Raw genomic sequence first — 12,954 nt, forward strand, 5'->3', positions numbered from 1 at the left:
GGCCTCAGTCCGGCAGCAGGCTTTCGCCGGCGAACAGCTCTGGTCGTGTTGCGTGGCGACGCAGCGAATGCGCCGCCGAGCTGTTTGCCAGCACCTCGGCGGCGCGGCCCCGGGTGTTGTCGTTGGAATTCATGACGAAACCATAGGCGCCGACCGAACGGACGGCCAGCAGGTCACCTTCTTGCCGCACGGAATTGCGGAGCCGGACCTGGAGGCTGCCGGCTTGCCGAATCGGCTTGTCGACGCGCTCGGCGAACGCCGGCGACGACACATCTGCCGCGAACGGTTGCCCGTCGCGGACGGCGAAGGCGTCCATGGGAAACGCCCTCAGAGACCGTAGCGGTCCTTGCTGTGTTCGTTCTTGGCCTTTTCGTCGTCCGGCAGGTACAGCGGGCCTTTCTGACCGCAGCCAGCGATGGCGGCGGTCAGCAGGGCGATCGCGACGAAGGGAAGCAGCAGTCGCTTCATGGCGGAATCCTTGTAGTAAAGCGTCAATTGCACCGGAGTATACCGACCCCCCGCCGGCTTGCCTATTCGAGCGGACTCCCGCCCGGCGGGGCTTGCGGCTCGCGCCGAAGGGGCCGGTGGCCCTATGATGGCGGGCAAAAATGGAATGCCCGATGGACTATCGCGATCCTCTGCCCAGCTCGGTGTCGGTGGCCTACCTGCAGGGCCTCGTGGAGCACCTGCAGCGCCAGGGCGTGAAGCCGGCACAGCTGCTGGCGACGGTGCACCTGGAGCCGTCGATCCTCGCCCAGCGTGACCAGCGCATCGCCGCCAGTGCCTATCTGGAGCTGGTTGGCGCCGGCGTGCTCCTGAGCGGCGACGACAACCTCGGCCTGCATCTTGGCGAAGCGGTGCGCCCCGGCTACTACGGCGTGCTCGGCTACCTGATCATGAGCTGCGCGACGCTTTCCGACGCCCTGCACCGCCAGGCGCGCTACGCCTCGCTGGTGGGCAACCTGGGGCGTGTCGAACTGGCCGACGAGCCGCCGCGCGGGGGGTGCGAGCCGCTGGTCCGGCACAGCTGGGAGCCGCTGCTGCCGCAACAGCAGCGGCAGATGAGCGAGGAAACCCTGGCCGGCTGGGTCAGCTTCGGCCACTGGGTCAGCGGCGTGGACGAGGCCCCGTTCGAGGTGCGTTTCAGGCACAGTGCCCCGGCAGATATCAGCGAGCATGAGCGCATTTTCCGCTGCCCGGTGCTGTTCGATCAGCCGGACAATGCCCTGATTTTCCCCAAGCGCCTGTTGGCGCTGCCACTCGGCCAGGCCGATGCCCAGGTGCAGCGCACCCTGGATGCCTACGCGGAACGCCTGCTGGTGGAGATCAATAAGGGCGACAGCGTGCTCGACCGCGCGCGCCTGGAGCTGGCGCGCCAGTTGCCGGAGCAGGGCGCAGACCTGGAGCGTCTGTCACAGACGTTGGCGCTGAGCCCGCGGACCTTGCAGCGGCGCCTGCGCGACAGCGGCCTGTCGTTCAGCCGTTTGGTGGACGAAACCCGCCAGCAACTGGTGCTGCACTACCTGCGCGACCCGGCACTGGACAGCGCCGACCTCGCCTACCTGCTGGGCTTCAGCGAAGCCGGCTCGCTCGCCCGCGCATTCCGGCGCTGGACGGGGCAGAGTCTGGGCCAATACCGGCGTAAACTGATGCCTTTGACTGATCCCGAGGACGATGCATGAGCACTTTGAGCGAGGCCCGCTTCCATGACCTGGTGGACGCCGTACAGGTAACGGTGGAGGATGCCTTCGACGACAGCGACCTGGACGTGGACCTGGAGAATTCCAGCGGCGTGCTGACCGTGCGCTTCGAGAATGGCACCCAGCTGATCCTCAGCCGCCAGCCGGCGCTGCGCCAGCTGTGGGTGGCGGCGCGCTCCGGCGGCTTCCACTTCGACTACGACGAATCCGGCTCGCTGTGGATCAGCGACAGCACCCGCGAGCCGCTGGGCGCGCTGCTCAACCGCGCCACGCTGGAGCAGGCAGGCGAGGATGTCGACTTCCCCGGCATCTGAGCCGCAGGCGAGCGTTGCCTCGCCCTGCTGCCGGCGCTGTTGCCTGGACGACGCGGATGTCTGTGTCGGCTGCGGGCGCACCCTGGGCGAAATCCTGGAGTGGAACGAGGCCGATGGCGAGCGACGCCTGGCGATCCTGGCGGACTGCGAAAAGCGCCGAAACAACCCGCGGCCGAAGTGGTGACTGGTCGGTGTTGCTTATTTTCCGTGCTGTGTTAGTGTCCGGGAAAACCCCGCCTTGGGCGGGGTTTTTCTTTTTTCGGATTTCGTTGCGCGTTCGCCTGGCGAACGACTTTACTGCCAGAACACCCAGGGCCCCGAACGCGCGAGCGTCCGGGGCTCTCCTGTAAGGAGACTGCCAACCATCATGACCACGACACCCATCACCGTTACTCGACTCGACCTGCAACGTCTGGAGCGCCTGCTCGACAGCCTGGATGAGTACGGTCCCGCGGCCGAGGCACTGGAGGCCGAGCTGGCCCGCGCCACGGTGGTCGGCCACAACGAGATTCCGCCGGGCGTGGTCACGATGAACTCGACCGTGCGTTGCCGCGAAGAGGGGAGCGGCAAGGAGTACCACCTGACCCTGGTCTACCCGGCTGACGTGAAGGGCGAGGGCAAGGTCTCGATCCTCGCCCCGGTGGGCACCGCGCTGCTGGGCCTGACCACCGGCCAGAGCATCGATTGGCCGGCACCCAGCGGCAAGACGCTGAAGCTGACCCTGCTGGAAGTGGAATACCAGCCCGAAGCGGCCGGCGATTTCGATCGCTGAGTTCTCGCCTGACGAGAGCGTCCCTCCCGGGCGCCCGCCGCAGCCGCTCAGGCCTCGGCCAGCGCCCGGTTCAGAGCCTGCTCCAGGCTCTGCTTGTAGCGCAGGAAATGCACCGTCTGCAGCTCCCCGCCTTCGCGCATGGCCGACAGGTCCAGGTCGGTGATGTAGCAGGGATAGCGTTCCTGTCCGCGCCGGCGGTCGAGAATATGCCGGGCCACGGCCTGGAACAACTCGTTGCCGAATTCCAGCTCCGAGAACTCGCGGTGGTTGCAGAACAGCGTGGTGCGCGCGCGCTGCCCTTCGCCCGGCTCGACGATGGCCTGAACGTTGTAGAACGGCAGGGCCTCCAGCGGCTGCGGCGTATTGCGTCGCTCGATGCGCTGTGCGCGCTGGTGACCTTCGGTCATCACCTCGTAGAAGAGAATGTCGGCGCCCACCGGTCCCTGGGCTTCCAGTAGCGGAATCACGGCGTTGCGGCGGTACTGCACCGATTGCAGGAAGCGTTGCAGCGGCAGCAGCAGGCCCTCCTCCGTGTCGTATTCCTGGCGGCGCCGCCAGAGGGCGTTGCGCTCGTCGAGGATGGTGATTTCCGCGCTGCCTTCATCCAGGCGGTAGAACACCTGCACGGTATTGGCCCGGCCCAGCGGCAGGATCACCGCGAGGTCGTCGCCCTCCAGCGCGTGCCGGTCCAATTGCAGGAAGCCGCTGTCGTCCTGGGTGTCGCCCAGGTGCTCGACCAGTGCCGGCAAGCCTTCGATCACCCGGTGACTGACGCTGCCGGGCACCAGGTGCAGCAGGTGGAAATGCTGGCGCACCTGCAGCAGATAGCGCCCGCCCTTGCCGCTGGCAAGCTGGCCGTGGGCATCGCGGAACAGGTCTTCCACGCGCTGGGCGATGGCCGTGGCACGGTTGCGGCAGAAGCAGCGCACCAGCAGGCGCGGTGGCGGAGCGTCGGTAGGCAGCGTATTGAGGAAATCGCGCAGGCAGTCGAGCAGCGCGTGGGGGCCGGCGTAGCGGCTGACCAGCAGTTCGTTCCAGCTGTTGAGGGTGATCTGGTCGAGGGTCAGCACCAGGTTGTCGCGCACGCCGGAATAGCCGAGCGAGTCGGTACGCTCGGTGGTCATGTGTACGTTCATCTGGCTGTGCTGGCGCAGCGGATCGAGACCGACGTTCACCAGCAGCAACACGTGCGAAGGCACGGTGCTGCGCAGCAAGGCGCTTTCCGACACTTCATTCAGTGGCAGCGGCACGGTCTGCTGCAGGCAGCCCAGCAGGTTCTGCAGTTCGAACTCGGTCAGGTCGCTGCTGCCCGGTTGCAGGGACAGCCGCGTGGTGGCGTCGATCACGCCGTTGCGGTGGCTCCAGGCGAGCAGCTCCATGAGGTCGCGGGCGCGGCGCAGCGGGGCGAAGTCGGCTATCTCTGCAAGCGACAGGTTGCCGCTGAACAGTGCCCAGTACGGCGACTTGCCGGCCTCGCCGGCGGGCAGCTGGGCAAGGGTGAGGATGTCCTCGGCCATGTCCGGAGCGATGCCCGGATTGATGAATTCGACCTTGCCGGCCTTGCGTTCGAAGGCGGCATATAGGCGCCGGCCGAGGATGCCCATGTCCCGCGGGTTGATGCCGCTGGCCGCCTGCTGCAGGCGGGCGAACTGCGACAGGAAGCGGTAGCTGTGGGTCAGTTCGTTGACCAGCGCACGACGCTCCAGCAGTACCTGGCGGACCTTCCACTGGCTGCGGCTGTCGAGTTGGGCGAAGGCGCGGCTGTCCCATTTCCAGGGCGCCGAGACGCGCTCCATCACCTTGCGCTGCCAGCTCTTGTGACCCTGGCGCGGCGGCCGGCTGAGCTTCTTGCCGACCTTCAGGTAGAGGCAGCGGCGGATCAGCTCCAGGCGTTCGCTTTCACCGCGCGCCTGGAGGTACTCCTCCAGGCGGCGGTAGAGCATCACGTAGGGGTCGAGCTCCTCCACGTCCAGGCGCCCGGCGTAGATGGCCTGCTTGTAGCGCAGGCTCAGGCAGGAGACCTGCGGGTGCTCGCTGGCGTAGACCTCAGTGAGCAGCAGCTTGAGCACTGACTTGTAGGGCGACTCGATGCCCTTGAACAGCTGCCACATGCCGGCGCCGATGAATTCGCCCGGCGGGATGTGCGCCAGATGGCCAAGGTCGAGGACGTCTTCGGCACGAATGAAGCGTTTGCTCAGCAGGGTCTGGCAGTACTCGGCGTAACGGTTTTCTTCATAGACCGGCACCAGCCACCACAGTGGCGTGCGGCCGCCGAGCCAGATGGCGGTGCGGTAGAACTCGTCCAGCAGCAGGTAGTGCTGGCTGGTGCCGCAGTCGTCGGAAGTCAGCCGCGCCTCCCGGGCGCCCAGGGTGTAGTGCTGCGGGTCGACGAGGAAGCAGTGCACCTCGGCACCCTGGGTGGCGGCCCACTGTTCGAGCAGCTCGCACTTGCGGCGCAGCTCCGCCAGTTCGCGTTCGCCGAGGTCGGAAGCGTGGCAGACCCACAGGTCCAGATCGCTCTGCTCGGCCTGGGCGACCGTGCCCAGGCTGCCCATCAGGAACAGCCCGTGGATCGGTAGCGGCGGACTGCCGCGACGGGTCTTGTAGCTGAAGGAGCGGGTCAGGCGCTGGGCTTCGGCGAGGATTTCGTCGTCGGGGACGAAATTCGACAGCCCGGCGGGCGTGCCGGCCGAGACATAGCCGGGCAGCAGCGGGTGGTTCACGTCCAGCAGCAGCGGCAACAGCTTGAGAACAAGCTGCTGGCGCGTGGAAAGCGCTTCGCTGGCCCGTTGCAGGCGCGCGGCATTGACCTTGAGGAAACGCTGACGCAATTGCGCCAGCACCTTTCGGTCGATGCCGTCGTCGATGTCCGGGCGAATTTCGTGGGTGAGCGTCATGGCGTACTGCTGCCTGGCCAGCGGCGCCGCATCAGGGAATGCGGCGCTCGGAAGTGTGCCAGTTTATCGCCCGCTCGCGGGGGAACTTGAGGTCAGCCGCGCAGGATGCCGAGCAGGACCTGGGCGTGCTCGGCGGCGTCGAGACCCAGGCTGGTGAGATAGCCGCCGTCCTGCTGGTCGATCAGGCCCTTGGCATGGAGCCGGCCTGCTGCCGCCACGGCCTCGGCGGAGGCGTCATGGTGGACTTTCAATCCCGCCTGGCTGTTCTCCAGGTCATACAGCGCCAGCAGGTCCAGTTCCTCAACCATTTCTTTCGTGAAAGCCATTCGCCTAACTCCCGATGGTCAATGAGGCTTCAGTGTAGTCTCAAGTCCGACCGGTTCGGCAAGCGCTGTTATGCCGCTGTCTCATTCGGCAACAGTGCCGTCGGGCAGGGTCGGCAGTGCGCGCAGGGCCTGTTCGTACCATTCGCCGTTGAACGGGCGGTCGTCGGCCAGCATCGCCTCGATCTCGTGGGCGAGCACCAGGGCCATCAGGTGCAGGGCGTCCTCGCGCTCGTAGCCGACCAGGGTCAGCTTGTTGAATACCGCGCGGGCTGCCGGCGGGTTCTCGCTGTCGATCTGATTCTCGATGGCCTGGATCAGCGTGTCTTCGGCGAAGGACTCTTCGCCATCGTCTTGGTCAGTCATCACATTGCTCTCTCGCGGACTTGTGAAGCCGCCCGAAGTTGGCCAACCTGCGGGTCAACTTCAGGTGCGTAAAAGGATTGTCGGGCGACATGATCACCTATTACACCCTCGTCGGCGACCGCCTGGTGCGCCACAACGGCAACGAGTGCCACGGCATGCCCAAGGACACGCTGTGGATCGACCTGTTCCAGCCCACCGCGGAAGAAGAACAGCTGCTCGAGTCGATCATCGAAGTGGATGTGCCGACCCGCGAGGAGATGGCCGAGATCGAGGACTCCTCGCGCTTCTACGAGAGCAAGGGCGCGCTGTACATGACCACCACCGTGGTGGGCGGCATCCGCGAGCACAAGCCGAGCACGTCGGAAGTCACCTGCGTGTTGACGCCGCACTGGCTGGTGACGGTGCGCTACACCGACCTGCTGGCCTTCCGCACCTTCGAGACGCGGACCCAGCGCGGCGGCTGCGAGGGGCGTAGCGACCAGTTGTTCGTCACCCTGATGGACAGCGTGGTGGACCGCATCGCCGACGTGCTGGAGAACGTACAGAAGCAGCTCGACAGCCTGGGCACCGGCATCTTCCGCGAGGGTCCGGCCAACGAGAAGGCTGATCTGCAGGAAGTGGTCAAGCAACTGGGGCGCAAGAACTCCCTGCTGTCCAAGCTCAACGAGAGCCTGCTCAGCATCAGTCGGCCGCTGTCCTATTTCCGCCAGGGCAGCAACGGCTGGATCAGCGACGAAGTGAAGCTGGGCATGAAATCGGTGGAGCGCGACGTGCGCTCGCTCAGCGAATACCAGACCAAGATGGCCGGGGAGATCACCTTCCTGCTGGACGCCACCCTGGGACTGATCAACATCGAGCAGAACAGCATCATCAAGGTGTTTTCCATCGCTGCCGTGCTGTTCCTGCCGCCCACCCTGGTGGGCACGGTATACGGCATGAACTTCGCGCACATGCCCGAGTTGCAATGGCTGGCCGGCTATCCCATGGCGCTGGTGGCGATGGTGGTCTCGGCGATCATTCCCTACTACTGGTTCAAGTACAAAGGCTGGCTCTAGACGGGGTTGATGCGGGTCAAGAAAGGCTCGCCGCGCGGGTTGCACAGTGGAAGGCCGTCCCCCACGTCTCACAGGAGCAGACCATGCCGCAATCCGAAGCCAACAAGCCCGCCATCGCGGCGCTGCCCGAAGCTCCTTCCGAGGGCGGCGCACAGATCCAGGCGCAGAGCCAGGGCCCGGTCGCACTGACTGTTGCCATGGCCCCGCGCGGCAGCAACGAGGATTCCAGCTCCGCCCAGTTGCCCGCCAGCTATCCCTACCGCAAGCGCCTGCAGCGCAGGGAGTACGAGAAGGCCAAGGCCGAGCTGCAGATCGAGTTGCTGAAAGTGCAGAACTGGGTGAAGGAGACCGGCCAGCGCATCGTCCTGCTGTTCGAGGGCCGCGATGCCGCCGGCAAGGGCGGCACCATCAAGCGCTTCACCGAGCATCTCAATCCGCGCGGCGCCCGCGTGGTGGCGCTGGAGAAACCCAGCGACGCCGAGCGCGGCCAGTGGTATTTCCAGCGCTACATCCAGCACCTGCCCACGGCCGGTGAGATCGTCTTCTTCGACCGCTCCTGGTACAACCGCGCCGGGGTGGAGCGGGTGATGGGCTTCTGCTCGCCGCGCCAGTACCTTGAGTTCATGCAGCAGACGCCGGAGCTGGAGCGCATGCTGGTGCGCAACGGCATCCACCTGTTCAAGTTCTGGTTCTCGGTGAGCCGCGAGGAGCAGCTGCGCCGCTTCGTCTCGCGCCGCGACGACCCGCTCAAGCACTGGAAGCTGTCGCCCATCGACATCCAGTCGCTGGACCGTTGGGACGACTACACCCAGGCCAAGGAAGCGATGTTCTTCCACACCGACACCGCCGACGCGCCCTGGGTGGTGGTCAAGTCCGACGACAAGAAGCGCGCGCGGCTCAACTGCCTGCGGCACTTCCTGCACAGCCTGGATTACCCGGACAAGAATCCGAAGATCGCCCGCGTTCCGGATGCGTTGCTGACGGGCCGCGCCGCATTGATGGACCGCGATGAGCTGGAACGCCCGGCCCAGGCAGTGGTGCCGGTGCAGGCGCCGGCACCTGAACCGGAGTCCATCCCGGCCTGAGGCGTTACTGCTGGCTGATCAGCATGAGCTGGCCGGAGACCGCACGGGCGTTGCGATCGACGATGATCGGCGCCCAGGGCCGGCCCGAAGCGCTGACACCGCTGTTGCTCTTGCTGTTCATGTCCAGCAACGCCTTGCTCAGGTATTCCCAGCGGGTGCGCAGCTTCTTGGTGGCGTCGCTGTCGGGCAACTGGCCGATGCGCTGGCTGAGCAACGGCACCAGCACGCTTTCGTCCTGGCCGAGGTATTCCTGCGGCTGTTCGCGGGCCAGTTCCAGGCCGCTGATGTAGGCGCGGCCCAGGTACTGGGTGGCCAGGTATTCGACGCGCACCGGCAATTCCCACAGCGGAATCTGGCTGGCATCGGCGCTGGCCGGAACGAAGCGCTCGATCTGGTTGAGCAGCTCGCGCAGTGACCGGCTGAGCTCCTGGTTGTAGCGCCAGGGCAGGTCTTCTTCCCTGGGGCCGTAGGAAACGCCATTGCGAATCTGCGTAACGAACTCGGTGTGGGCCTTGCGCAGCGCGTCATCGGCCTTGGCGTAGGCCTTGACGGCACCGTCCAGCGTGGCCAAGTCCTTCTCCAACTGGGCGGCATGGGTTTCCTGGAAGCCTTCGCCGCGCAGTAGCAACAGGCTGTTGATCGAGCGACAGGTGTAGACCTGCAGGGTCTGCAACTGCAGTTCCTCGCTGGGGAGGTTGGCCTGGGCGGCGAGGGCGAAGAGTCCGAAACAGCACAGCATGAACCCACGAACGACGTCGAACATGGCGGAGGCGTCCTTATTGTTATTGTGTGCCGCGCGATTCGCCGGGAGTGTGTCTTTTTGGCGCCAGAAACGCAGCTATCCCTAGGCTAGCCGCGAAAGCGGACGCTGCAACCGACCGAAAGAGTGATTTGCGCAGGCGCTGCCTGCTCAGGGAGGAGGTGCCGGCGGAGGTCGGGAGGGGGGAGTGCTCTGGGGAGGGAGCCGGACCTCCACCGGGCTTGAGGGGCCTGCTGGCGTCAGAATCGCCAGTAGGCGGAGAGGGTGGTCTGGTCGAGGTCGATGTCGCCGACGTCCAGGTATTCCTGTTCCAGGCGCAGGCCCAGGCCGCCCAGCACGTCCACTTCGCCACCGAAGCCGTAGAGCGGGTCCACGTCATCGGACTTGCCCGCGACGTCATCGTCGGCATGCCAGGCGTGCACGCCGGCGATGCCGTACAGGCGGATACGCTGGCCGATGGGGAAGCCCAGGTGGACGTTGGCCTGTACGGACTGGCCGTCGAAGTGCCTGCGGTCGTCGCTCATCTCGCCGAAATCGACCACTGCGCCTTCGAAGGACAGGTAGTTGTTCAGGCGGTAGCCGGCGTAGAGCTTGTAGCTGTCGTCCTGGTCGTCGAAGGAGCGGTCGTCGATCTCGAGGCGAGTAACACCGCCGCCGACGTAGAGGCCGCGGTCGTCGGCCATCACCAGTGCCGGAGCGGTCAGCGCGAGAGCGCAGAGGAGTTTCGAAAGGCGCATAGGATTCCCTTGCGGCCGGTGGGATGTACCGGCCGCCTTGCTGTCTTGCGGAGGATTTGGATGCCGCCCTGGCGCGGGCTTTTCTGCGCCAGCGCAGCGGCGGGTGCATTAGAGCGGGGCGGTAGCGTGCGCGACCATCGAAGCTTGTCGAGAGTCGCCTGGCTTTTTTTCTAGACGCAGCGGGTGCGGGTCAAACGTGGGCGGCCAGGCGCAGGCGTTCGCGGTCGAGAATCTCGATGCCGCCATAGCTCAGCCGCACGATGCCCTGGGCCTCCAGCTCCTTGAGGATCTGGTTGGTGGTCTGCCGCGACAACGACAACATGGCCGCGAGCTGTTCCTGGGGCAGGTGCAACTCGCGCTTGGCGGTGGCCGACTCGCCGTAGCCCTCGGCGATCATCAGCAGGCGCCGGGCCAGTCGCGGCGCGGCCGGCAGCAGTGACAACTCCTCCAGAACGGCGAAGGTGATGCGCAGCTTGTGGCTCATCAGCAGGGCGAAGTCGCGCCAGTATTCCGGGTGCTGTGCCAGCAGCGCCTGCAGCGGCGCGAGGGGAACCTGGAGAAGGACGGTGGCACCCTCGGCGTAGGCGTCGTGGGTGCGCGGCTGGCCGTCGAACAGGCAGATCTCGCCGAACCAGTTGGGCGCCTCCACCAGCGCCAGCAATGCTTCCTTGCCACTTTCCCCGACCACGCTGACGCGCATCGCGCCTTCCACCACGCAATACAGGCCACACGGCGCGTCGCCGCGGGCGAACAGGCGCTGGCCGGCAGGCAGGCGGCGCACCACGGCGGCGTCGCGCAAGGCCTGGCGCAGACGGTCCGGAAGGGTCTGGAACCAGCGGCCTTCTTGCAGGCAGGCGAGGTAGGGCTTGGCGTCGGTCATGGGCAATGTCGGCTAGCTGACAGAGTGGTAGGGCACAGATCGCCATCATGCCAGTACCTTGCGGGAGAACAACAATGAAAACTCTGGTCGATCACCTTGCCCAATATGCCGCCTACCACCGTGACCGGCGGAACATCGTCAGCCACTTCATCGGTATCCCGATGATCGTGCTGGCCATCGCCACCCTGCTGTCGCGCCCCGGCTTCGAGCTGGCCGGCCTGCTGGTCTCGCCTGCCACGCTGCTGGCGCTGGCTTCGGTGGTGTTCTACCTGCGCCTGGACCTGCGCTTCGGCCTGCTGATGACCGCGTTGCTGGCGCTGTCGCTGTGGATCGGCGCGGCGCTGGCTGCCGGCACGACTGCCTTTTGGCTGACCTGGGGCATCGGCCTGTTCGTGGTGGGCTGGATCATCCAGTTCGTCGGTCACTGGTACGAAGGGCGCAAGCCGGCGTTCGTCGATGACCTCACCGGGCTGATCGTCGGCCCGCTGTTCGTCGCTGCCGAGGCGGCCTTCCTGCTCGGCCTGCGCGATGAAGTGCGCCACGCCGTGGAAGAGCGCGCCGGTCCCACCTGCATCCGCGAGAAGAAGGCGACCGCCTGACTCGTTTCAGTCTGACCCGCTGAGCTGTCGGAGAATACGCGCGCTGTCGGGGTCGGCCGGGAAGAAGGTTTCCAGGGCCAGCTCCGACAGCGTCACGTCCACCGGGGTGCCGAACACCGTGATGGTGCCGATCAGGCTGCACACGCCCAGTTCGGTCTGCAATTGCACCGGAATCAGCACCATGTCGCCGTTGGCCGCCTCGTCATAGGGCGGTGCCGGGTACGTCGCCACCTCGTCGCGCAACGCCGCCAGAGCGGGATCGCCGCTGGCCTCGAAGTCGCGTTGCAAGCGTTCCAGCACATGCGCCTTCCATGGCCCGAGATTGAGGATGCGCGGCGCCAGCCCCTTGGGATGCAGGCTCATGCGCAGCACGTTGATCGGCGGCTGCAGCAGCTCCGGGTCGACGCCGATCAGGAAGATATCCACCGTGCGGTTGGACGCCAGCAGGTTCCAGTGCCGGTCCACCACCATCGCCGGGTTCGGTTCGTGGGCCTTGAGCAACTGGTCGATGGCCTGTTTCGCCACGGTCAGCGCCGGGTCGTCCAGGCCTTTTTCCGAATACACCGGGGCGTAGCCGGCGGCACTGAGCAGGCGGTTGCGTTCGCGCAGGGGAATGTCCAGCTGTTCGGCCAGATGCAACAGCATCTCGCGGCTGGGCAGGGCGCGGCCGGTTTCGACGAAGCTCAGGTGGCGCGTGGAAATCTCCGCGTCGCAGGCGAGGTCGAGCTGGCTGAGCCGCCGGCGCTGGCGCCATTGACGGAGCAGGGCGCCGACCGGCTGGGCTGGGTTGTTCTGGGCTGGACTGTTCATGGGTTCGAACGATAGACCTGCTTAGGCGGTACGGCCATTACCTGGCAGGTAATCGACGCACCTACGTCGTCGGCGGATTCTTCAGCCACACGCCGCCAACCGGTGGCGCCCCCTGAAGGAGCTTCGCCATGACTCTGCTGCAATCCTCCCCGCTGCTTCGCCTGACCCTGAAAGTCGATGCCATCGCCGGTGGCGCCATGGGCCTGCTGATGGCGCTGGCCGCGCAACCGCTGGGCGAACTGTTCGGTTTGCCCTTCGTCCTGCTGCTGGTGGCCGGCATCGTGCTGTTACCGCTTGCGCTGGTGCTCTACTGGATGAGCCAGCAACCGGCGCTGTCGCGTATTGGAGTCTGGGCGGTGATTGCGCTGAATGCGCTGTGGGTGGTGGAAAGCGTAGCCCTGCTGGTGACCGGTTACGTACAGCCGACCGCCCTGGGTTACGCCTTCGTCATCGGTCAGGCGCTGGTGGTCCTGCTGCTCGCCGAACTGGAGTTCTTCGGCCTGCGTCGGTCGGCTTTCCTGGCACTGTGATGAGGTCCGTTGTTCGCGAGCAAGCTCGCTCCTACGAAGAGCGCTCCGGCGCCAACCTGTAGGAGCGAGCTTGCTCGCGAACCGCTTCCTGCCGGCGCATAACCTGTTCCAGATTATGCGCCCTAC

General features: G+C 66.0%; 16 protein-coding genes and 1 pseudogene. 8 read left to right on the forward strand and 9 right to left on the reverse strand.

Annotated elements, in window-relative coordinates; genetic code table 11:
* Positions 1 to 4: 4 nt before the first annotated feature.
* Positions 5 to 235 (reverse strand): annotated as a pseudogene (locus C167_RS34790) (diaminopimelate decarboxylase); the annotation flags it as partial.
* Positions 236 to 327: 92 nt separating this feature from the next.
* Entirely contained in the window at positions 328 to 468 is a 141-nt protein-coding gene (lptM, locus tag C167_RS0123510) for an LPS translocon maturation chaperone LptM (RefSeq protein ID WP_017520757.1), read from the reverse strand.
* Between the two features lie 152 nt (positions 469 to 620).
* Here lptM and C167_RS0123515 point away from each other — a divergent pair, with 152 nt between their 5' ends.
* The 4 genes from C167_RS0123515 to rnk all read left to right on the forward strand — a co-directional run bounded on the left by C167_RS0123515 (position 621) and on the right by rnk (position 2,786).
* Positions 621 to 1,682: an AraC family transcriptional regulator gene (locus tag C167_RS0123515; protein ID WP_017520758.1), complete on the forward strand. Its 1,062-nt coding sequence runs from the start codon at positions 621 to 623 to the stop codon at positions 1,680 to 1,682.
* Entirely contained in the window at positions 1,679 to 2,014 is a 336-nt protein-coding gene (cyaY, locus tag C167_RS0123520) for an iron donor protein CyaY (RefSeq protein WP_015479506.1), read from the forward strand. Before C167_RS0123515 ends, cyaY begins: the two co-directional genes overlap by 4 nt.
* Complete coding sequence (locus tag C167_RS33940) at positions 1,992 to 2,198, forward strand: DUF1289 domain-containing protein (RefSeq protein WP_081596713.1); 207 nt, start codon at positions 1,992 to 1,994, stop codon at positions 2,196 to 2,198. Before cyaY ends, C167_RS33940 begins: the two co-directional genes overlap by 23 nt.
* Before the next feature lie 183 nt (positions 2,199 to 2,381).
* Complete coding sequence (gene rnk, locus C167_RS0123525) at positions 2,382 to 2,786, forward strand: nucleoside diphosphate kinase regulator (protein WP_017520759.1); 405 nt, start codon at positions 2,382 to 2,384, stop codon at positions 2,784 to 2,786.
* Positions 2,787 to 2,833: 47 nt separating this feature from the next.
* Here the strand turns inward: rnk and C167_RS0123530 are convergent, their stop codons facing one another.
* The 3 genes from C167_RS0123530 to C167_RS0123540 all read right to left on the reverse strand — a co-directional run bounded on the left by C167_RS0123530 (position 2,834) and on the right by C167_RS0123540 (position 6,372).
* Complete coding sequence (locus C167_RS0123530) at positions 2,834 to 5,683, reverse strand: class I adenylate cyclase (protein WP_017520760.1); 2,850 nt, start codon at positions 5,681 to 5,683, stop codon at positions 2,834 to 2,836.
* A gap of 92 nt (positions 5,684 to 5,775) precedes the next feature.
* The gene (locus C167_RS0123535) at positions 5,776 to 6,009 is read right to left on the reverse strand and encodes a TIGR02647 family protein (protein ID WP_017520761.1); all 234 of its coding nucleotides are present in this window, start codon (positions 6,007 to 6,009) and stop codon (positions 5,776 to 5,778) included.
* Positions 6,010 to 6,090: 81 nt separating this feature from the next.
* Positions 6,091 to 6,372 carry a hypothetical protein gene (locus C167_RS0123540; RefSeq protein ID WP_017520762.1) on the reverse strand — a complete coding sequence of 94 codons (282 nt, stop codon included), beginning with the start codon at positions 6,370 to 6,372 and terminating at the stop codon, positions 6,091 to 6,093.
* Between the two features lie 89 nt (positions 6,373 to 6,461).
* On the opposite strand from C167_RS0123540, the gene C167_RS0123545 reads away from it, so the two are divergent.
* Together C167_RS0123545 and ppk2 are read left to right on the forward strand one after the other, a co-directional pair.
* Entirely contained in the window at positions 6,462 to 7,427 is a 966-nt protein-coding gene (locus C167_RS0123545; protein WP_017520763.1) for a magnesium transporter CorA family protein, read from the forward strand.
* Between the two features lie 197 nt (positions 7,428 to 7,624).
* Positions 7,625 to 8,512 (forward strand): polyphosphate kinase 2, encoded by an 888-nt coding sequence (ppk2, locus tag C167_RS32905; RefSeq protein WP_235154354.1) that lies wholly within the window; start codon positions 7,625 to 7,627, stop codon positions 8,510 to 8,512.
* A 4-nt stretch (positions 8,513 to 8,516) separates the two neighbouring features.
* On the opposite strand, the gene C167_RS0123555 is transcribed toward ppk2, so the two are convergent.
* From C167_RS0123555 to C167_RS0123565, 3 genes are all read right to left on the reverse strand, one after another.
* Positions 8,517 to 9,275: a hypothetical protein gene (locus C167_RS0123555; RefSeq protein ID WP_017520765.1), complete on the reverse strand. Its 759-nt coding sequence runs from the start codon at positions 9,273 to 9,275 to the stop codon at positions 8,517 to 8,519.
* A 236-nt stretch (positions 9,276 to 9,511) separates the two neighbouring features.
* Positions 9,512 to 10,009 (reverse strand): outer membrane beta-barrel protein, encoded by a 498-nt coding sequence (locus C167_RS0123560; protein WP_017520766.1) that lies wholly within the window; start codon positions 10,007 to 10,009, stop codon positions 9,512 to 9,514.
* 190 nt (positions 10,010 to 10,199) lie between these two features.
* Positions 10,200 to 10,889 (reverse strand): Crp/Fnr family transcriptional regulator, encoded by a 690-nt coding sequence (locus C167_RS0123565; RefSeq protein WP_017520767.1) that lies wholly within the window; start codon positions 10,887 to 10,889, stop codon positions 10,200 to 10,202.
* A gap of 74 nt (positions 10,890 to 10,963) precedes the next feature.
* On the opposite strand from C167_RS0123565, the gene C167_RS0123570 reads away from it, so the two are divergent.
* Entirely contained in the window at positions 10,964 to 11,488 is a 525-nt protein-coding gene (locus C167_RS0123570; protein ID WP_017520768.1) for a DUF962 domain-containing protein, read from the forward strand.
* A 6-nt stretch (positions 11,489 to 11,494) separates the two neighbouring features.
* Here the strand turns inward: C167_RS0123570 and C167_RS0123575 are convergent, their stop codons facing one another.
* Positions 11,495 to 12,298: a helix-turn-helix domain-containing protein gene (locus C167_RS0123575; protein ID WP_017520769.1), complete on the reverse strand. Its 804-nt coding sequence runs from the start codon at positions 12,296 to 12,298 to the stop codon at positions 11,495 to 11,497.
* Positions 12,299 to 12,426: 128 nt separating this feature from the next.
* Between C167_RS0123575 and C167_RS0123580 the strand changes: the two genes are divergently transcribed.
* Positions 12,427 to 12,828 carry a hypothetical protein gene (locus C167_RS0123580; protein ID WP_017520770.1) on the forward strand — a complete coding sequence of 134 codons (402 nt, stop codon included), beginning with the start codon at positions 12,427 to 12,429 and terminating at the stop codon, positions 12,826 to 12,828.
* Positions 12,829 to 12,954 lie beyond the last annotated feature (126 nt).

Origin of the sequence: Pseudomonas nitroreducens TX1 (assembly GCF_000313755.1) — a bacterium.
In the GTDB taxonomy this organism is placed as follows: domain Bacteria; phylum Pseudomonadota; class Gammaproteobacteria; order Pseudomonadales; family Pseudomonadaceae; genus Pseudomonas; species Pseudomonas nitroreducens_A.